The following is a 20,507-nucleotide window of genomic DNA, read 5'->3' on the forward strand; positions in this document are numbered from 1 at the left end:
AATTTAATCAAACCTTAGTCACAGTATGTCTCAACCGCTGGGCATGAACAAACTAGGTTACGGTCGCCGTATACGTCGTCGATACGCGTTACTGTAGGCCAGAATTTGTCTTTTGCTACGCTTGGTACTGGGAATGCTGCGTAGAAACGGTCGTATGCACGATCCCACTCATTGCCTAATACGTCTGCTTGTGTGTGCGGTGCAAACACTAGCGGGTTGTTTTCAATTGACCATTCGCCAGATGCGATACGGTCGATTTCTGACTTGATTGACACCATTGCTTCGATGAAACGGTCGATCTCAACTTTAGACTCAGACTCAGTTGGCTCAATCATTAGTGTGCCAGCTACTGGGAATGACATAGTTGGTGAATGGAAGCCGTAATCTTGTAGACGTTTAGCTACGTCCATTTCTGTAACGCCTGTTTGCTCTTTGATTGGGCGTAGGTCAACAATACACTCGTGCGCAACGCGGTTGTTACGGCCACGGTATAAAATTGGGTAGTGCTCGCTTAGCTTCTCAGATAAGTAGTTAGCGTTCACGATAGCCATTTCTGTTGCTTGTTTTAAGCCTTCAGAGCCCATCATGGCAATGTATGCCCACGAGATTGGTAAAATAGCTGCTGAGCCGTAAGGAGCAGCAGAAACCGCACCGTTACCGATGTTTGTGCCAGCAACATTAATTACGCTGTGGTTAGGCATAAATGGCGCTAGGTGAGATTTAACACCGATTGGGCCAACACCTGGACCACCACCACCGTGTGGAATACAGAATGTTTTGTGTAGGTTAAGGTGCGATACGTCAGAACCGATTGAACCTGGGCTTGTAACACCTACTTGCGCGTTCATGTTTGCGCCGTCCATGTACACTTGACCGCCGTGCTGGTGCACGATGTCACAGATTTCACGAATTGTTTCTTCGTAAACACCGTGTGTAGATGGGTATGTGATCATGATACAAGATAGGTTTTCAGATACCTCTTCGGCTTTCGCTTTAAGGTCTGCCATATCAACGTTACCGTTTTTATCACAGTCAACAACCACAATTTTCATGCTTGCCATTTGTGCAGACGCTGGGTTTGTACCGTGCGCTGAACTTGGGATCAAACATACGTTACGGTGACCTTCACCGCGTGACTCATGGTATTTACGAATCGCGATTAAGCCTGCGTATTCACCTTGTGCACCTGAGTTAGGTTGTAGTGAAACTGCATCGTAACCTGTGATGTTTACTAACCAATCATGTAACTCAGTCATCATGATTTGGTAACCCGCTGCCTGATCAAGTGGGCAGAATGGGTGCAAGTTTGCAAACTCAGGCCAAGTGATTGGGATCATCTCAGCTGTCGCATTAAGTTTCATCGTACATGAACCTAATGAGATCATTGAGTGGTTAAGCGCTAAGTCTTTGTTCTCTAGGCGCTTGATGTAACGCAACATTTCAGTCTCGCTGTGGTACGAGTTGAAGTTAGGGTGCGTTAAAATTTCGTCATCGCGTACTAGGCTTGCAGGAATTGAGTTGCTGCCGTTTACTTCGATTTCGTTTGCTAGTGCATCAACGCTTAGGCCGTGATCTTCACCTAAAATGATGTCGAATAGCTCAGCTACGTCTGCACGGGTTGTTGTTTCTGATACAGAAATTGAGTATTCACCTGCGCGGTTAGACGCAAAGTTAACGCCGTGCTCTACTGCACGTGCAACGATTTCGTCTTTGTTATCTGCAACAACAGTCAATGTATCGAACCATGTGTCGTGCTTAAGGTTTACGCCTTTCGCTTTTAAGCCTGCTGCTAAGATGTCAGCAAAACGGTGGATACGCTCAGCGATAGTTTTAAGGCCTTGTGGACCGTGGTAAACCGCGTAGAACGCTGCCATGTTCGCTAGTAGTACTTGCGCTGTACAGATGTTTGAGTTGGCTTTTTCACGACGAATGTGTTGTTCACGTGTTTGCATAGCCATACGTAGTGCGTCGTTACCTAAACGGTCTTTAGAAACACCGATAATACGACCTGGTAGTGAACGCTTGTACTTGTCACGTGTTGCGAAGAATGCAGCGTGTGGACCACCGTAACCCATAGGTACACCAAAACGCTGTGCTGAACCAAGCACTACGTCTGCACCTAGTTTACCTGGTGCTTTAAGCATTAATAAGCTCATGATGTCTGCAGCAACACAGGCAATCGCTTTTTTGTCTTGTACTTGTGCGATTAGGTCAGTTACGTCAGTGATTTCACCGGTTGTTGATGGGTATTGGAATAATGCACCAAAAATCTCATGATTAGCCGCTTCGCTTGCAGGACCAACTACCACTTCAAAACCAAACTGGTCTGCACGTGTAGCAACAACGTCGATAGTTTGCGTGTGTACGTCATCAGCAATGAAGAAGATGTTTGCTTTTTTAGCTTTAGCAACACGCTTTGCAAGGCCCATTGCTTCTGCAGCAGCCGTTGACTCGTCAAGTAATGACGCGCTTGCTAAATCAAGACCAGTTAGGTCTAGGGTCATAGTCTGGAAGTTTAATAATGATTCTAAACGACCTTGTGCAATCTCTGGTTGGTATGGTGTATACGCAGTGTACCAGCCTGGGTTCTCAAGTACGTTACGTAAAATTACGTGTGGTACGTGAGTTGGGTGGTAGCCTTGACCGATGTATGATTTGAACACTTTATTTTTGCTTGCTACTGATTTTAAGTAGCTTAGTGTTTCAACTTCAGTGCGGCTTTCGCCAATTGATAAACCTTGCTCTAAGCGAATGCTTGCAGGTACCGTTTGACCGATCAGCTCTTCAACACTCGATACTCCAAGAGCGCTCAGCATGTCGCTTACTTGCGCTGGGCTTGGCCCAATGTGACGGCGAATAAAATCTTGCTTTTGCTCTAATTGTTCAAGAGATTTGGCGTTTGACATTTGTCCAGATTCCTATGATCCAAAAAAAAGTGGTTACTGCCAATGGGTAACTGGCAATAACTTAAAAACAGGTTGATTCAGTAACTTACAGCGTATGGAAAAGTAAGCTATAAAATCATAAAAGCCCCACTTATGAGGGGCTTTTAGTCGGCGTGACTAATTAATTAGTCTTCGTCGATTGTGTTAGCGTAGCCTTCAGCGTCTAACAGGTTATCAAGCTCTGATGTGTCAGATGCTTTGATACGGAATAACCAACCGTCAGTGTACGGGTCGTTATTTACTGTTTCAGGCGAATCTTCAAGCTCTTCGTTGATTGCAACGATTTCACCGCCGATTGGTGCGTAGATGTCTGATGCTGCTTTTACAGACTCAGCTACTGCGCAGTCTTCACCCGCGTCAACTTCATCACCAACTTCTGGTAGTTCAACGAATACCATGTCGCCAAGAAGTTCTTGTGCGTGCTCAGTGATACCTACAGTAAACGTACCGTCACCTTCGTCGCGAACCCACTCGTGTGAAGTAGCATATTTTAATTCGCTTGGGATATTGCTCATCTTTTTGTTCCTTTGGTTTATATTGGGTGATAACACCAAATTTTTTATAGTTTAGATAACTGATTTGCCGTTACGTACAAAGCAAGGTTTAACAACCTTAACGTTAACCAGTTTTTTACGCATCTCTACTTGGGCTGTTTCGCCAGTTGAACGCGGAACGCGTGCTAGCGCAACACTGTGACCAAGGGTTGGTGAGAATGTACCAGAGGTAATCACCCCTTCACCACCTTCAACGATGACTTTTAAACCGCTACGCAATACGCCTTTTTCTTCAAGCACTAAACCAACTAGTTTGTCTGTGCTCTTATCAGCGCGTTGCTGCTCTAATACTTCACGACCGATAAACTTACGATCTTCTGGCTCCCATGCGATTGTCCACGCCATGTTTGCTGCAAGTGGAGAAACACTTTCGTCCATATCTAGGCCGTAAAGGTTCATACCCGCTTCAAGACGTAACGTATCACGTGCACCTAGACCTGCTGGCGCTACGCCTGCATCTAGAAGTTGTTGCCATAAATCAGCAGCTTGATCGTTAGGTACTACGATTTCATAACCATCTTCGCCAGTATAGCCTGTTGTCGCAATAAATAAATCACCTGCTTGCACTCCAAAGAAAGGCTTCATACCTTCAACAGCAGCTTGTTGCTCTGCGTTAAGTACTGTTGCTGTTTTAGCACGTGCATTAGGGCCTTGAACGGCAATCATTGCAAACTCAGGACGCTCAGTAACCGTTACGGCGAAATCAGCCGAAACTTTAGCTAAATGCGCTAAATCTTTTTCACGTGTTGCTGAGTTAACTACTAAACGGTAGTTCGTTTCTGAGAAGAAGTAGATGATTAGGTCGTCGATTACGCCGCCTTCTTCGTTAAGCATACCTGTGTAAAGTGCTTTACCCGGTACAGTTAACTTAGCAACGTCGTTTGCAACTAGCTTACGTAAGAACGCTTGTGCTTGCTCGCCTTGAATATCGACAATAGTCATGTGAGATACGTCAAACATACCTGCATCTGTGCGAACCGCATTATGCTCTTCGATTTGTGAGCCGTAGTTGATTGGCATTTCCCAGCCATGGAAATCAACCATTTTTGCGCCAGCTTCAAGGTGCTTAGCATGTAAAACTGTTTTAGAAGTCATAATATTCCTTCACTTTTAAATTAACCCACAAGTTGTGGGGCGTGGCCTCAATTTAATGAGGGGGAATAACATGGGCGGCGATTATACATTAGTTGCACAGTTGTCACACCCAAATTGCGATTTTGTAACTAAAAAACAGCTAAACACCCAAGTGCGTAGCTGTTTTAAAAATTTTATCTTTTAAGCAACGTTGGCTAAGGCTAAATCAAAGCCGAGCTGCTGTAAGTGCGTTCGCCATTTATCAAGCTCAGCTTGGCGCGCCACCAGCTGAAATTGCTGTGTTGCTTGGTTATCTATGGCGGTAATAAATACCTCACCGCTTTGTGCACCATAGCAGCTGCGCATGTCTGATAAACGCAGCCCCGGCGTTAGCTTAAAGCTGTCGACCAAGGCATCAAACGCTTGCTCACCACTTAGGGTTAGCGCGCTTAAATCGTCACGCATTACGTAATCAATGTCGTAACGTAGTTGTTGCTCATTAATAAGCGACTGTAATTGCACGCTGGCATCTTTACCTAATACAAAACGAAATGCAGTTTCATTAAAGTAATACAGGGCATAAGCGTAGCTGCTTGTTAGGTCATCGTCTAATGAACTACGTAAGCCTAAACCGCTGGCGGTTAGCTTATTAATATCAAGACCTAAAATAGCCGTTAAAAATGGGATTGCTTCAGTGCCACTAAAATCCATAATGGCAGTATCGCTATTAGCTTGTAGCACGTTGTCTGCTGGGGTCTCAGCTTGGCTGTGGCGAGCAAACATTATTGGCGTAAAAGTCATATGTGACACCTATCAATCGTTAATGCTTGAAGTATATTGCGCCGTGCTGGCAACAACAAATTGTAATTATTTATCAATTGATAAATAATGCTTATATACATAGCCCTATAAATAGAATTTTTTAATGAAAAACATTTCTACCGATAGTTTACGTACTTTAGTCACTGTTGTTGAAGTTGGCGGATTTGCCAAAGCGGGTGAATTATTAGGGCTATCGCAACCGGCTGTGAGCTTACAAATAAAGCGCCTAGAAGACATGCTGGGCCATAAGCTGTTTAAAAAGCAAGGCCAGCGCCAAGTGCTTAATCAATACGGCGAATTGCTTATGCCATTAGCTAAGCAAATGCTGCAACAAAACGATGCCATTTTGCAGCAGTTCACCAGCGAAAACGTGACAGGTAAAGTGCGTTTGGGGATCCCCAGTGAATTTGCCGCACGTATTTTACCTTCGATTATTGGTGACTTCGTGGCCCTATACCCTGACGTATCGCTCGAAGTGCGTTCTCGATTGAGTAAACATTTATTGTCGGTCTCGCGCCAAGATCAATTCGATTTAGTATTGGCATTAAACGAAGAGCTCGAATCAGCTAAGTTCCCTATTTTTATGCAAGACCAACTAGTATGGGTGGGTGATTTAAACCTTGCACAGAACGATGTGGTCACGCTTGTAACCGCCCCTGAGGGATGTATATATCGTCGCCGCGCAATCGAGGCACTACAAAGTGCGGGTATTAAATACCGCATTGCTTACAGTAATGCCGACTTAACCGGCCTAACTGCGGCGTTAAAAGAAGGCTTAGGCATTACGGTACTCTCAAAAAGCACCGTACCGAATGAGCTTAACTACCAACTACAAACCAAAGACCTCCCCGAGCTTGGTCAAATAGGTATTAGTTTAATTAAACGTACCGACGACCCCGGCACCGCCGTAGACAAACTCGCCGAATTCATCGCCTTGCGTTTGACGTAGGTGTGAGTTAGCAAGTTAGCAAGTTAGCAAGTTAGCAAGTTAGCAAGTTAGCAAGTTAGCAAGTTAGCAAGTTAGCAAGATTGTAACCGCGATTTTATATCGTGTAATTCAATGAATACTCACAAAGAGGTATAGAGACGCTGCGCTTTAGAGGAAAGTAATTATTAGTTTTTTTGGGTAACTCATTCTTTTCTCATTGTCCTCTCTTTGTGCAAAAAATAGTGAAACGTTGGGTTTCGCTTCGCTCTACCCAACCTACGAGCTGATGGCTCCGACCTGTTAAGTTTTACTTAACACCATCCAAAACCCCAAGCTAGTATTACAATACTACTATATTCATTATATTTGATTGATTTCATAAACTTACAGTTCAGACCTGTTTTATTACAAATAGGATTGATTCGCATTATTTTACATGTTTTAATTGCGCCGGTTAAAAAAATCTAAACATATACAGGACACACAATGACACCTAAGTTTATTGTTTCTACGCTTTCGACTGCGGTCGCTTTATCTTTAAGCGCTAATGCTTTTGCAAAAGATGTAACTAAAGAAGAGAAGAACTTCGAGCAAATCACTGTAATTGGCTCTGCATCTGCAATTAACGATATTCCTGGCTCTGCTACTTTTATTGATGAGCAAGAACTAGAAAAGTTTGAATATACTGATATCTCACGTGTTTTAAGTGCTGTACCGGGTGTATATGTACAAGAAGAAGACGGCTACGGCCTTCGCCCTAACATCGGTATGCGTGGTACGGGTACGGGTCGTAACGACAAAATCTCAGTAATGGAAGATGGTGTACTTGTAGCACCAGCACCTTACTCAGCGCCTTCTGCTTACTACTTCCCTACTATGGGTCGTATGGAGTCTATCGAAGTACTTAAAGGTGCGGCTTCTGTAAAGTATGGCCCGCGTACAACAGGCGGTGTTTTAAACTTAGTTTCTCGTAGCTTACCAACTGAAGGGTCTAAAGGTTTACTTAACGCCGAGCTTGGTAGCGACGGTTTCTACAAAGGTCATGCTTACTTCGGTAAAAAGAAAAACAATGCTGCGGGCCTTGTAGAAGTATTTACTTACGGTGCAGATGGCTTTAAAGATTTACCTGTAGGTAGCGACAACACAGGCTTTGAAAAGAATGATTTCTTATTAAAGTTTGGCTTTGACTTTGGTGATAACGAAGCACACAGCCTAGAAATGAAATTAAAGTACTCCGACGAGCGCTCTGACGAAACGTACATGGGTTTAACTGACGCTGATTACCAAGCAAACCCTTACCGTCGTTATGCGGCATCACAAAACGATGAAATGAACACACAACACAATGCATACCAAATCAACTATGCATACCGCTTTGGTAAAGGTTATGAGCTACTTGCTACAGCTTACCTGAACGATTTCCACCGTAACTGGTATAAAGCAAGTAAAGTAAGCAGCAGCTACCTTGAGCAATACAGCGAGTTTGAAGCAAACCCAACAAGCGAAGGTATTGAAGGTGTTGGCGTAAAAGCGAATAACCGTGATTACCAAGCGAAAGGCTTACAAACTGAATTCCATATCCCAGCGGGCAACCACTACATCACTGTTGGTGCACGTTACCACGAAGATGAAATGGATCGTTTCCAATGGGAAGATAAGTACACGCTTAACCAAGACCTATCAATGACGCTTACAGAAAAAGGCGTTCCAGGTTCAAACAGCAACCGTTTAGATAGCGCAGAAGCAACGACCCTATTCATTCAAGATGAGTGGTCACTTGATGCATTGGTTATTAGCGCAGGTCTTCGCTACGAAGACATCACAATCAAACGTGTTGAATGGGCTAAGTCTGATCCAAACCGTGAAAATGGCTTAACAAAAGATATCAGCAACGACACTGAGATCTTAGTACCATCACTAGGTGCTACCTACACTGTAAGCGATAACCTAACGCTTCTTGCTGGTATTCAAAAAGGTTACGCACCAGCAGCCCCAGGTAATGCGGATCAAGAAGAAGAAGAGAGTGTTAACATTGAGCTAGGTGGTCGTTACGATTATGCGGGCATTCAAGGTGAAGTAATTTACTTTAACTCTGACTACACAAACATGCACGGTAACTGTACTGCAGCTGTAGGTTGTAGCGATAATAACATTGGCGACCAATACAACTACGGTGAAGTATCTGTGTCTGGCTTTGAGCTAAGTGCAGGTAAAGTATTTGCTACTAACGCAGCTTCGTTCCCAATTCGCTTAACTTACACTTACACTGATTCTGAGTTTGACAATGCGTTTGAATCAGATCTTTGGGGTAGCGTAGAAAAAGGCGATGCAATGCCATACGTGCCTGAAAACCAATTAGCGCTTTCAGTGGGTGCTGAGTTCTCAAGCTTCGTATTCGATACGCAAATGCGTTATGTGTCTGATGCACACGCAGACTTAACTAGCTCAGGTCGCAATGCAATCGACAGCCGCGTTGTATGGGATTTAGCAGCTAAATACCTAATCGACGACAAACAAAAAGTATACCTAACAGTAGACAACCTGTTTGACAAAACCTACGTTGCAAACCGTGCAAATGGTGGTATTCAACCAGGTAAACCACGTACCCTACAACTAGGTTACAGCTACTCGTTCTAATAAAACGACTTAGCGAAATATCAAAAGCCGTGTGATGAAAATCCCACGGCTTTTTTGTGGGTGTGAGTTAACGAGTTAGCAAGTTAGCAAGTTAGCAAGTTAGCAAGTTAGCAAGTTAGCAAGTTAGCAAGATTGTAGCAGCGATTTTATATCGCGTAATTCAATGAATACTCACAAAGAGCTATAGAGACGCTGCGCTTTAGAGGAAAGTAACTAATAGTTTTATTGAGTTGCTCATTCACTTCTCATTATTTTCTCTTTGTGCAAAAAATAGTGAACCACAGAAAAAACAGTAAATTACGCGGGGTAAACCCGCTGCTACGAATTCGACGTTAAAACCCTCCTACAACTCGCATCTCGCAAACTTTCCCCTTTACTCTATACCCTTGTAACTCGCTAACTTTGAATCTGATAGCTGACGGCTGAAAGCTGATAGCTTTAGTTTAAGATCAAAAAAGCCGCGGTGATGGGCGTACCGCGGCTTTGCCTAACTTGAAAATAATCTACTGGATTACTTCCAGCTTCTCATCTTATGGCCTTTTAAGGCGTAGAATAAAATGAATACATAACTTGGGATCATAACAATGTAAGCGCCTTGTGCGCCTAGGCCTGCTACGTTTCCTAAACCGATTAATAATGGGCCGAGTGCACCACCAGCAATACCCATGATCAATAAGCCTGATGCAGTGCCTGTTAAGCGACCTAAGCCAGCTAAAGCCAGTGGCCAAATTGCAGGCCAAACCATGGCATTAGCAAAACCTAATAACGCAATGCATAACAATGGGTCTGGTAATTGTGGGCCACCAAATGGCACTAATAATAGGTTTGAAATAATGAACGAGTCATTACTGCCAAGCACCACTAACAACACGGTAATAATACCAGCAATACCCGACATTAATAACGCTGTTTGTTGGCTCATAAAGCGTGGAATAGTCAAAATACCAATCGCGTAACCAATCAACATACACGCCATGGTGTAAGAAGTCATAACTGAGTAATCAGCAACGCCAATTTGTAAAGCGTACGAGCCAATGGTATCTGCTGCAATAACTTCAACAGCAACGTAAAGCGCAATACCCACTACACCTAAAACTAAGTGAGGGTGTGCCAGGGTTTCTTTAATTTCACCTTTGCCGTTTGATGTTTCGTCTTCATCAAACACTAAGTCTGGTAATGGTGCAAATTTGGCAAATGCTGCAAATAACATGATTAACGCAGCAATCAATACATAAGGCATGATAAGGCTATTTGCCATAATGTCTTTTTGTTCTTGCGATAATTTACCTGCACCATCAACCACACCGCTTACTACTACAGCGGCAAAAATCACAGGCACGATAACACCCGCAAATTTGTTTAATAAGCCCATGATACACACGCGCACTGCGGCTGATTTTTCAGATCCCATTTTCACCACGTATGGGTTAACAGCGGTTTGTAGCACGGTTTGTCCAACACCTATCATTAACTGTGCGAACAAAAAGATTTCGATCATTTGCAGTTTCGCAGCAGGAATATACATCAGCGCCGATAAAGCCATAATCGCACAGCCAATTGCCATACCATTCTTATAACCAACGCGCTTGATCAGCATAGCCGATGGGATACCGGCAACTGTTACCGCAATATAAAAAGAAGAGATGATAAACGAAGCTTGTAACGGCGAAAGCTCAAGCATTTGCTGCAAAAATGGTGTGATTGCACCATTAAGCCACGTTATACACCCTAAGATAAAAAACATTGAGCCGGCCAATACCATTGGCAGCCAGATGCTTTGTTTTGTGTTGTTGTCACACTCAACCGTTGCTTCCATAATTGTTCTCTTAGTTTAATTATTTTTATTTGGTTGGAATTTAGTATACAACTCAACAAAGCTGTTTAATTTCCATACCAATCACAAAAATTTAATCATACACTAACAAAAATGACAGCGCTATCATTTTGCGTTCATGTAAGTGCAAAAAAGCCGCAGCTAATTGCTTAGCTGCTGCTTAAACTAAATAGTAACAACTAGTTAGGTGTTATTTACCAATCGCTTCTTTTGCGAACAAATGTTTAATTGGGCCAAGGTTGTCTACAAGGCTTAAACCAACACCACGTACAAGCTTTTTCAGTGGGTTAGCGCCCGCAAATAGCTCTTTTAAGCCTTGCATCATGGCAATGTGTTTTTGCGCATCAAGCTTGCGAGTACGTTCATAATCACGCAGCGTGCGTGCACTTGCAAACTCGCCTTGCTCGTTACTTAATAGCTCAATTAAATAGGCTGCGTCTTTAAGGCCTAGGTTCATGCCTAAACCAGCTAATGGGTGAATGGTGTGCGCTGCATCGCCCATTAATACTACTTTGCCCGACACCCACTGCTGGGCATAACGCATCTTAAGTGGAAACGCCATGCGCTCACTTTGCACTTCACATAAACCACATTGGCCATCGAGGGCTGCCATAACCGCTTTATTAAAGTTGTTATCATCAAGCGCTAAAAGTGTGTCGCAATGCTCAGGGCTTGTTGACCAAACAATTGAGTGCGTATGTTTATCTGGCAAGGGTAAAAACGCCAGCGGCCCGGTTGGCAAAAACACTTGGCGCGCTGTGTTGTTATGCTCATCAGCGGTTTTAACCGTGGCAACAATGGCGTGATGGTCGTAATCTTTAAAAGTAATTGGCATGTTGAACTGCTTGCGAATAGCCGAGTTAGCCCCATCTGCCGCCACTAATAGTTTAGCAATCACAGGCTCGCCGCTTTCAAGAGTAATAAACACATCAGAGTCGGTTTGATGAATTTGCTGATAGCGGGTTTCGAACAATAAAGTAGCATTACTTTGCTTTTCAAGTTCGCTAATTAAAGCGTAGCGAATAATGTCGTTTTCGACGATATGACCGAGCTGCGGTAAGTCGAGATCGTTATGATCAAAATGAATTTTGCCAAAGCTGTCTTGATCACGTACATCCATCGACGTATAGGGTGTAGCACGTTGTTTAATGATCTCTGGCCATACATTTAAAGACTCGAATAAGCCCTGACTAGCTAAGCTTAATGCGCTCACGCGAAGTGCGTAATCATCACCTGGTAAGGTTTGATTTTTACTCGCATCAATCACCACAACGCTGATATCTGCTTTTGCTAAACCTAGTGCTAGCGTAAGACCAACACAGCCACCACCGACAATACAAACTTGTGCTTGTTTCATATCCGTTTACCTTGCTTAACCTGACCCATAAGCTGTTTTGCCAGCGGGGTTTTTAACGAGGAGAATAAATCCATTGAGAAAAGGCCTATGCTGCGACCAAGCGCGAGCAACCGTGATGAGTTAGAGAACAAACGCACTAGGCTGTCTGTGAGTGTCATCACGGTCGTAATATCTTTACTGCGAGTTTGGCTGTAATAACGGGTAAAGGCGTAATCACCAAGGTCGTCTCTATTTGCCATATCACACAGTAGTTGCACATCACGCAGGCCTAAATTAAAGCCCTGCCCTGCAATTGGGTGAATAGCATGCCCTGCATTACCAATTAATACCGTACGGTGGCTGCTCAGTGATTCTGCTTTACCGTACACAAGCGGATAACTTGCACGCATACCCACTTTGCTAAATGCGCCGCCGCAGTAACCAAATGCTTTTTGCAACTCAGCCAAAAAGGCATCGTCTTCAAGCGCCATAGTGTGCTCAATTTGCTCAGGCTCCATACACCACACCAGTGAGTATCGGTTATTACTCATTGGCAACAGTGCCATTGGGCCGTGCTCAGTAAAACGCTCAAAGGCATGATTATGATGACCACCAGCCACTTCGATGTTAGCAATAATCGCCGCTTGCTGATAAGCGCGAGTATTAAACTCTATATTAGCTAGTTTACGGCTTTGCGAATGAGCACCATCGGCAATCACCACAAGCTTTGCGCTTAACTGCTCACCGGAGCTCAGCGTGATATTGGCAAAATCGCTTTGGTATTCAAGCTTGGCAACCGTATCAGGGCAAAACAAACTAACATCAGTACGCGTAAGTTGCTGATGAAGGCTGCGCCCAAATGGGTTCACTTCGACCACATAACCAAGGGCATCATGACCATATTCTTGACAATCAATATGTGTTTTACCAAAATGGCCACGGTCAGATACAGTTACTTTTTTAATCGCTGCTGCAAATGGCGCTTGGCAATCAAACGCATTGATTGATTTTAAGTACTGAACAGACTGCTGAGCCAGCGCAATGCTTCTATCATCAAAGCTTGGGTGATAGTCTGCGCTTACTTCATTTGCTTCAATTACAGCGATTGATAACTGCTTATTGCTCTGTTTTAGGCCTAGGGCACAACTTGCACCCGCCATTCCACCGCCGATAATGACAACATCAAACTGCTTTGCCACGCTTGCTCCTAGCCTTTGTTTGCTTGCATCACTGCTTCAATGTCACTAACGGTTTTAGGAACCGAAATGGTCAGGTTTTCATGGCCATCTTGAGTGACAAGTAAGTTATCTTCAATACGAATCCCGATGCCTTTATATTGCTCTGGTGCTTTTGCATCTTCGCTAATATATAAACCCGGTTCGATTGTGAGCACCATGCCCGGCTCAAATACGCGCTCTTTTTCATCAAGCTTATATTCGCCAACATCGTGTACGTCTAACCCCAGCCAGTGACCAAGGCCATGCATGTAAAATGCTTTGCACGCTTGGTTTACCATTAGCTCATCAAGCTCACCAGTTAAAATGCCTAAATCAATAAGCCCTTGCGTTAATACCGTTGAGGCCAGTTCATTCGCTTTCGATAAACTACCGCCCGGCTTTACTTGGCTGAATGCTGCTTCTTGAGCTGCTAATACAATGTTGTAAAGCGCCGCTTGTGGTTCGCTAAACTTGCCATTGATTGGGAAAGTACGTGTGATATCTGCCGCATAACCTTCAAGTTCACAGCCAGAATCAATTAACACTAAATCGCCATCTTTTAGCTCAGCGTCATTTTGTGTGTAGTGTAAAATGTTGGCGTTGTCGCCACTGCCGACAATCGTGCCATAAGCAGGATGACGGGCACCATTCATTGCATAATGGTGGTGAAGCTCTGCCTCTAATTGGTATTCAGTTGCGCCAGGTTTGGCAAACTGCATAGCGCGAATATGGCCTTGCGCACTAATTTCGCAAGCTGTACGCATAATGTTTAATTCTGCGTCAGATTTAAACAACCGCATTTCATGCACTAAACCACGAATATCTTTAATAGTATGTGGGGCTTTATAGCCCTTTTTAGGTGCGCCGCGAAGTGTGTTTAATAAGTCCCAAACCTTTGCATCGAAATTTGCGTAAGTGCCTTGAGCATAAAATAAAATCTGCTGGCCGTTCACCAAATCTAATAATTGTTCATCTAGTTCACTAAGTGGGCAAGTTGCGTCGAATAAGTACTCAGATTTAGCTTTTTCGAAACCAATTCTTCGGCCATGCCAAATTTCAGCTAGTTTGTCTTTGTTGCGGCAAATAAGCGTACTTGGTATATCGCTTGACGGGCAAAGCACTAAAACTGCATCTGGTTCGTTAAACCCTGTTAGGTAGAAAAAGTCACTGTCTTGACGAAATGCATATTCAGTATCACGGCTACGTGTTACTTCTCCTGCCGCAGGAATAATAGCCACGCTATTTTTATCCATCATCGCAAGCAAGCGCTCGCGGCGGGCTTTAAATTCAGCTTTATCGATTGCAATAGACGACATGCTAAACCTCTGTAATTTGATTAGTGAAGGGTCTTCTTAGAGTTTTTATCTGTAGGTTCTTTACCTAGCTCAGCAAAACATAACAGAGCAGAAACACGCACATACTCAATCACTTCGTGCAGTGCTTGGTTGTCTTCTTCGGTCTCTTCAAACATGGTGTCTAGGCGGGTAATTTCACTAAAATCGCTGATCACTTCTTTCACATCAGCAGATAACTTGCCGTAATCTTTTTGTTTTAAACCAAAACCAAGCATAAAACCCGATACCCAAGATACTAAGCCATTGGCTAAATCGATCAGTGTTTCGTCGTCGCTTGGTAAAAATAGGTCAAATTGAAATTCTTCATCGCTAAAGCTGGCAACAACCTGAGAATACACGTCAGCAAAAAATGCTTTTAAATCTTTATTAAAGGCTAAGCCATCATTGAATACATCGCTTAGTAAACCTAAATATTCGTCGGCTTCGATATTGATGCCACAGGCTAATAAACCACTGATCACACCATGGGCTTCGGCTGGTGCGACAAAAATTTCATTCTTTTCTAATAACAATTGGGCTTGTTGGTAATCAGGTAACGTGCTCATAACTTTTTCTTTGTTCGGCTAAGTAACGCCATGCTACCACTCGATAAATCGCAACTCCAATTAATTGTATGATTGAGGTCAAAAAGCAATCTGAAAAGTAAATAAGCAGTTAAAGGTGGGGAAAAACTACCCGAACGATCCGCTTTTTTTACTTCTATGGTTTAAGGATTGAAACTTGTCTTATATACTGAAGGTGTTCCCTAGGGTGCAGGAGCTTGGTTAAGTCCCTGAGCCGATAAATTTTATGTTAGGGTTTCTGTTCGTCTACTATTGTGCAAGCTCGGCATGTACCGAGAAGCCTACGGTAAACCGCAGATCCCCGCCCTGAAACCTCAAGGTTTCAGGACTGACACCGGGCACCGCATACTTGGGGAACACCATCAAACTATCAGCTATCGAAAATCTTCCATGTAGTTTTTCTTTTATACAAGAACTTATTACTCTTATTCGCGCGAAATAAATTTCACGCCTACGGTACCGGGTTTAGCCATAGCAATGTGCGGGCACAATCTAACTTTACTCTTTCCCCTTTCTAACTCGCTAACTTATTTTTTATCTGACTTCTGACGACTAATATCTAATATTTCCTATGTGTTGGGTTTCGCTTCGCTCTACCCAACCTACGGGCTAAAGCTCGACCTCGACTAACCCGTTATTTAAGAAATATCGCGCGAAATAAATTTCACGCCTACAGTATCGGGGTTAGCCATAGCAATGTGCGGGCACAATCTAATCTAACGTCTAACCACTGATATCTAATATCTCCATTTTTTCGGCGTTGAAACGCCTCCTACATCTCGGAACTCGTTAACTTTACTCTTTCCCCTTGCTAACTCGCTAACTTGTTTGTTTTTCTGATAGCTGACGGCTGAAAGCTGATAGCTCCTGTGTGTTGGGTTTCACTTCACTCTACCCAACACACATGCTTTCAACCTATCACCCCTACTTAAACCATCCCTGAAGCGCTCCATTAATAGATAATTAACTGGCACTAATAGCAAGGTGATAAGCGTTGCGAAGATAATCCCAAAGCCCAGGCTTACGGCCATTGGAATAAGGAATTGTGCTTGCGTTGCTTTTTCAAATAACAGCGGCATTAAACCAATAAAGGTGGTTAAACTGGTTAGCATTACTGGGCGAAAACGTGCCGCACCGGCAAGCTTAACTGTTTCAAGTAAATCGCCACCCTCTTCACGCTTCTTATTGATAAAATCAACCAGTACTAGAGAGTCATTCACTACAACACCTATTAAGGCTAGCATGCCAAGTAGGCTCATAATGGTTAACTCCATGCCCATTACCCAGTGACCCATTACCGCACCTATCATGCCAAACGGAATAACACTCATCACAATTAATGGCTGCATATATGATTTAAACGGTATCGCTAATAACGCATAAATAATAAAGAATACAAACACCAGACCCCAAGCCAATGAACCAAATGATTCACGCTGCTCTTTGGCTTCACCTTCTAGTGTGTAATCAACACCTGGGTATTGCACCATTAGCTCATCTAAGTAGGTTTTTAAGTCTGCTTGCAGTACCGTCATATTGGTATTTGATTTTTCAACATCGGCTGTTACGTTCAATGTGCGATAGCGATCAATACGATAAATAGACGATGGGCTTTGCCCCGGTACTAAAGTCGCCACATGCGAAAGCGGCACAGTACCACCAGTAGGTGTTTTAATAAGTATATCTTTTAAGTCTGCAACCGAGCGACGTTCTTCAATCGGTAAGCGTACCATTACGCGCACATCGTCGCGCCCACGTTGAATGCGCTGTACCTGCGCACCAAAGAACGAATTACGCACTTGCTGCGATACATCAACACGATTTAATCCAAGCGCTAACCCCTGCTCTGTCAGCTCAATTTGCAGCTCATCTTTACCATCTGACATGCTATCGGCAATTTCGTACACAGTTGGATAAGTTGCTAAACGCTCTTTTACCTTTTCAGCCACAGCTTCAAGGGTGTCGATTGAGCTACCGCTTAGCTGTACATCAATCGGGCTAGATGTTCGGCCAAACTCAGCACGGAAAGTAACACTCTCTGCACCCGGTATAATACCGATAAGATCACGCCATTCGCTGGCAAGCTCCCGTGAGCCTATATCTGATTCACGCTTTTCTGCTGGCATAATCTCAAATCTAACACTACCGGTATTTGACGAACCACCACGGCCACCTGTGGTTGCCAAAATATTTAGAATTACACTTTGACCTTCTTCATCGCGGTATTTATCTTGTAATTCTTTTGCCTTGTCTGACATTTTAATGACGTATTTATTGGTCACTTCAAACGGTGTTCCGGCAGGGAAAGTTACGGATGCACGTACAGTTTCACTTGGAATACGTGGGAAAAAGGTAAATTTAGTCCAACCACTTGTGATCAAGGTAACAATAATTACAAAAATCCCAACAAATAAGCTAACCGTAGCCATTTTATTCTTTAAAGCTAGATTCAATAATGGTTGGTAATACTTCATTATTGCGTGTTCAAAGCCATCGGCAAAACGCTGTTGAAGGCACTCTAGTTTCGATGGTTCGCCCTTTTCATGGCGTAACTTTAAGTATTTTAAGTGTGCTGGTAATACAAACTTAGACTCAATCAAAGAGAATAGTAAAACAGGAATAACTACTACTGGAATTTGTGCAAATATAGCGCCTCGAGCACCTTCAATAAAAGCGAGAGGTAAAAATGCCGCAACAGTCGTGAGAACACCAAATGTTACCGGAGTTGCCACCTCTTGCGTTCCACGAATAGCGGCTTGCTCACCACTCTCTGCAGTTTTTAGGTGGGTGTAGACGTTTTCACCGGTCACAATGGCATCGTCAACAACAATACCTAGCACCAAAATAAAACCAAATAAGCTGATTACATTAAGTGTGATACCAAATATTGGCATCATTAAAAACGCGCCCATGAACGACACAGGAATGCCAATAAATACCCAAAATGCTATGGCAGGACGCAAGAATAAGGTGAGTAGCGCAAGGACTAAAATCCCGCCCTGAATTGCGTTACTAGTAAGCGTTGCTATTCGGCTTTTTACAACTTCTGAGTCATCATCCCAATAACTTAACTCAAACCCTTCTGGTAGTTGGCTTTGATGCTCAGTAATATAGTTTTTTACCTCATCAGCAACTTCAATCGCACTTTGCGGGCCAATACGATACACATCAATAAATGCCGCTTGTTTACCATTAAATCGAGTACGCACTGGGGTTTCTTCAAAATCATCGCTAATACGGGCTATGTCACCTAAACGAATAATAGTGCCATCAGCTTGGTTTTTTACCACTATGTTAGCAAATTCGTCTTTGCGATAAGCTTGACCTTTTGAACGAATGAGTACATCTCCCCCTTCGGTTTTTAAGTTACCAGCTGAAACATCTGTACTTGAATTGCTAATTGCTGAAGAAATGTCCGATAAGCGTAAATCATATTGGCGTAAAGTGTCTTGGCTTACTTCAATGGCAATTTCGTAATCACGCACTCCGCTTAACTCAACTTGAGTTACACTTGGCAAACGTAGAAGCTCATCGCGAACAGTCTCGGCGTATTCAAGCGTTTCTTTTTCACCATAGATACTTGAAACAGTCACGGCGATTACTTCGCGCTTCCACTCAGCAAGCGAAACAATCGGTTTTTCAGCATCGACCGGAAAGGTGTTAATTGCATCAACCCGACTTTTAATATCAGCTAACAGCTCTCTTGGATCATACCCAGTCTCAACTTCAATACTTACCGAAGAAGAGCCTTCAGAAGAGCGGCTAGTGATACGCTTAACTCCCTCAAGATCTTGCACCGCTTCTTCTATGCGAATTGATACCCCTTTTTCAACATCTTCAGGAGTTGATCCTCGAAGTGATACACTGACACTAATTCGGTCAGACTCAAACGATGGAAATACTTCAAGTGGTATTTGCGTCGAAACGCTAAATAAACCCGCTAATAATATGCTGATCAGCAATAAGTTTGCTGCAACATGATTCTTTGTAAACCAAGCAATCATTATTGCGCTCCTTGCTCTTTAGGCGGCTGTTGATTGTTTGGGCGCTTAGCTTTTGCTCTGGTCGCTTGATACTCTTCGCTACCCATAACGGTAACTTGGGTGCCTGAGCTAACTTGTCCAAGCGGTGTAATCACCAAGTTATCGCCTGCAGTCAAACCATCAGCGACAACGGCTTGGTTAGCGTTTTGCCAAGCAAGTGAGATATTTTTACGACGCAGTACACCTTGCTCTTCAACATAAACGTACGTGCCTTGGTAAATTGCGCTGTTTGGGATAACAATGGCATTCTCTATCGCCTTACCGGTAATTTGCGCTTTGATATACTGACCAATTTTGATTGGGTATTGATTCGCTGACGTTGCTTGGTAAGGATCGTTAATTTGTGCAACCACGTAAAGCTGCTGTGCACTTTCATCTATAGCCCCTTCGGTGCGTATAACTTGACCTTGCCAATACTGTTTGCCAACGAGATCTGAGCTGAATTTAACGAGTGAACCGGCGCTATTTTTAGCGCCATCACGAAACTGCTCTGGTAAGTTAATGAACGGCAAATCTTTATTTTTGATTGGTAAGCGAATTTCAACGCGATCAATCGCATAAATGCTAGCAAGTTCCATGTTATTACTCACCACTTGCCCTAAGTCTACGCTGCGACTTAAAACTCGCCCCGCGTATGGAGCAGTGATCTTTGTACGCTCTAAATCAAGCTTCGCTTTTTCAAGTGTCGCTTGCGCAGACAATACACTGGCTTCGGCTGCTGCTAATTGTGGTTTACGAAGTACCAGGCTACTTGCTTGTTCACCCTTGCCTAAGCGCTCCCAATCAGTAATTGCTTGACGACCACGAGCTTGCTCTTCAAGTAAGCTTTGCTCAGCGGTTAATAACGTCGCTTGTGCTGATTTTACTTCGGCGCGGTGATCTCTATCATCTAGTTGCAACAACACATCGCCTTTTTCGAAAAAGCCACCTTCACGAAATTGCTCACTAATTTCGATAATTTGCCCTGAAGCCTGCGCGACTAGCATACTTTGCGTACGTGGCTTTACGGTGCCAAAACTATCAATCATTACTTGATAAGTTTCTGGTGTTAGAGTTTTAACAGCCACATTTACTTTCGCTTTCGGTGGTGAAGAAAAACGATTTGCTTGCGGCGGGTTACCTTTAATAAACATGACGAGTAATACCGTCACTACAATGACAATAACTGGAATTAATATTTTACGTGTCTTAGTATTCAT

The 20,507-nt window shown here is 43.4% G+C and carries 13 protein-coding genes and 1 other RNA gene; 3 read left to right on the top strand and 11 right to left on the bottom strand.

Going from position 1 to position 20,507, the window contains the following annotated elements:
• Positions 1–14 precede the first annotated feature (14 nt).
• The 4 genes from gcvP to ABMY41_RS12360 form a co-directional block, all read right to left on the bottom strand.
• Positions 15–2,906: an aminomethyl-transferring glycine dehydrogenase gene (gcvP, locus tag ABMY41_RS12345; protein WP_349274850.1), complete on the bottom strand. Its 2,892-nt coding sequence runs from the start codon at positions 2,904–2,906 to the stop codon at positions 15–17.
• A 164-nt stretch (positions 2,907–3,070) separates the two neighbouring features.
• The gene (gene gcvH / locus ABMY41_RS12350) at positions 3,071–3,460 is read right to left on the bottom strand and encodes a glycine cleavage system protein GcvH (protein ID WP_054551324.1); all 390 of its coding nucleotides are present in this window, start codon (positions 3,458–3,460) and stop codon (positions 3,071–3,073) included.
• A gap of 51 nt (positions 3,461–3,511) precedes the next feature.
• Positions 3,512–4,594, bottom strand: coding sequence for a glycine cleavage system aminomethyltransferase GcvT (gene gcvT, locus ABMY41_RS12355; protein WP_054560755.1), 1,083 nt, complete (start codon positions 4,592–4,594; stop codon positions 3,512–3,514).
• A 180-nt stretch (positions 4,595–4,774) separates the two neighbouring features.
• Positions 4,775–5,374, bottom strand: a complete 600-nt coding sequence (locus ABMY41_RS12360; protein WP_251604203.1) for a hypothetical protein — start codon at positions 5,372–5,374, stop codon at positions 4,775–4,777.
• A gap of 124 nt (positions 5,375–5,498) precedes the next feature.
• On the opposite strand from ABMY41_RS12360, the gene ABMY41_RS12365 reads away from it, so the two are divergent.
• Positions 5,499–6,344 (top strand): LysR family transcriptional regulator, encoded by an 846-nt coding sequence (locus ABMY41_RS12365; RefSeq protein WP_175080839.1) that lies wholly within the window; start codon positions 5,499–5,501, stop codon positions 6,342–6,344.
• A gap of 465 nt (positions 6,345–6,809) precedes the next feature.
• A complete protein-coding gene (locus tag ABMY41_RS12370; RefSeq protein ID WP_349274852.1) occupies positions 6,810–8,960 on the top strand; it encodes a TonB-dependent receptor in 2,151 nt (716 codons plus the stop codon).
• Between the two features lie 511 nt (positions 8,961–9,471).
• On the opposite strand, the gene ABMY41_RS12375 is transcribed toward ABMY41_RS12370, so the two are convergent.
• The 5 genes from ABMY41_RS12375 to ABMY41_RS12395 all read right to left on the bottom strand — a co-directional run bounded on the left by ABMY41_RS12375 (position 9,472) and on the right by ABMY41_RS12395 (position 15,247).
• Positions 9,472–10,776 carry an MFS transporter gene (locus ABMY41_RS12375; RefSeq protein ID WP_055198117.1) on the bottom strand — a complete coding sequence of 435 codons (1,305 nt, stop codon included), beginning with the start codon at positions 10,774–10,776 and terminating at the stop codon, positions 9,472–9,474.
• Between the two features lie 208 nt (positions 10,777–10,984).
• Positions 10,985–12,151, bottom strand: coding sequence for an FAD-dependent monooxygenase (locus tag ABMY41_RS12380; RefSeq protein ID WP_175079968.1), 1,167 nt, complete (start codon positions 12,149–12,151; stop codon positions 10,985–10,987).
• On the bottom strand, positions 12,148–13,329 hold the full coding sequence (gene ubiH, locus ABMY41_RS12385; protein WP_287242862.1) for a 2-octaprenyl-6-methoxyphenyl hydroxylase: 1,182 nt from the start codon (positions 13,327–13,329) through the stop codon (positions 12,148–12,150). Before ubiH ends, ABMY41_RS12380 begins: the two co-directional genes overlap by 4 nt.
• An 8-nt stretch (positions 13,330–13,337) precedes the next feature.
• Entirely contained in the window at positions 13,338–14,663 is a 1,326-nt protein-coding gene (gene pepP / locus ABMY41_RS12390) for a Xaa-Pro aminopeptidase (protein WP_349274854.1), read from the bottom strand.
• 20 nt (positions 14,664–14,683) lie between these two features.
• Positions 14,684–15,247, bottom strand: a complete 564-nt coding sequence (locus ABMY41_RS12395; protein WP_175079970.1) for a UPF0149 family protein — start codon at positions 15,245–15,247, stop codon at positions 14,684–14,686.
• A gap of 194 nt (positions 15,248–15,441) precedes the next feature.
• Between ABMY41_RS12395 and ssrS the strand changes: the two genes are divergently transcribed.
• A non-coding RNA gene (ssrS, locus tag ABMY41_RS12400) (6S RNA) lies at positions 15,442–15,625 on the top strand.
• Between the two features lie 521 nt (positions 15,626–16,146).
• Here ssrS and ABMY41_RS12405 read toward each other — a convergent pair.
• Positions 16,147–19,269 carry an efflux RND transporter permease subunit gene (locus ABMY41_RS12405; RefSeq protein WP_349274856.1) on the bottom strand — a complete coding sequence of 1,041 codons (3,123 nt, stop codon included), beginning with the start codon at positions 19,267–19,269 and terminating at the stop codon, positions 16,147–16,149.
• Positions 19,269–20,507: an efflux RND transporter periplasmic adaptor subunit gene (locus ABMY41_RS12410; protein WP_175083639.1), complete on the bottom strand. Its 1,239-nt coding sequence runs from the start codon at positions 20,505–20,507 to the stop codon at positions 19,269–19,271. The genes ABMY41_RS12405 and ABMY41_RS12410 overlap by 1 nt, the downstream gene beginning before the upstream one ends.

The sequence above is a fragment of the Pseudoalteromonas sp. BZA4 genome, from assembly GCF_040104395.1.
Taxonomy (GTDB): Bacteria; Pseudomonadota; Gammaproteobacteria; order Enterobacterales; family Alteromonadaceae; genus Pseudoalteromonas.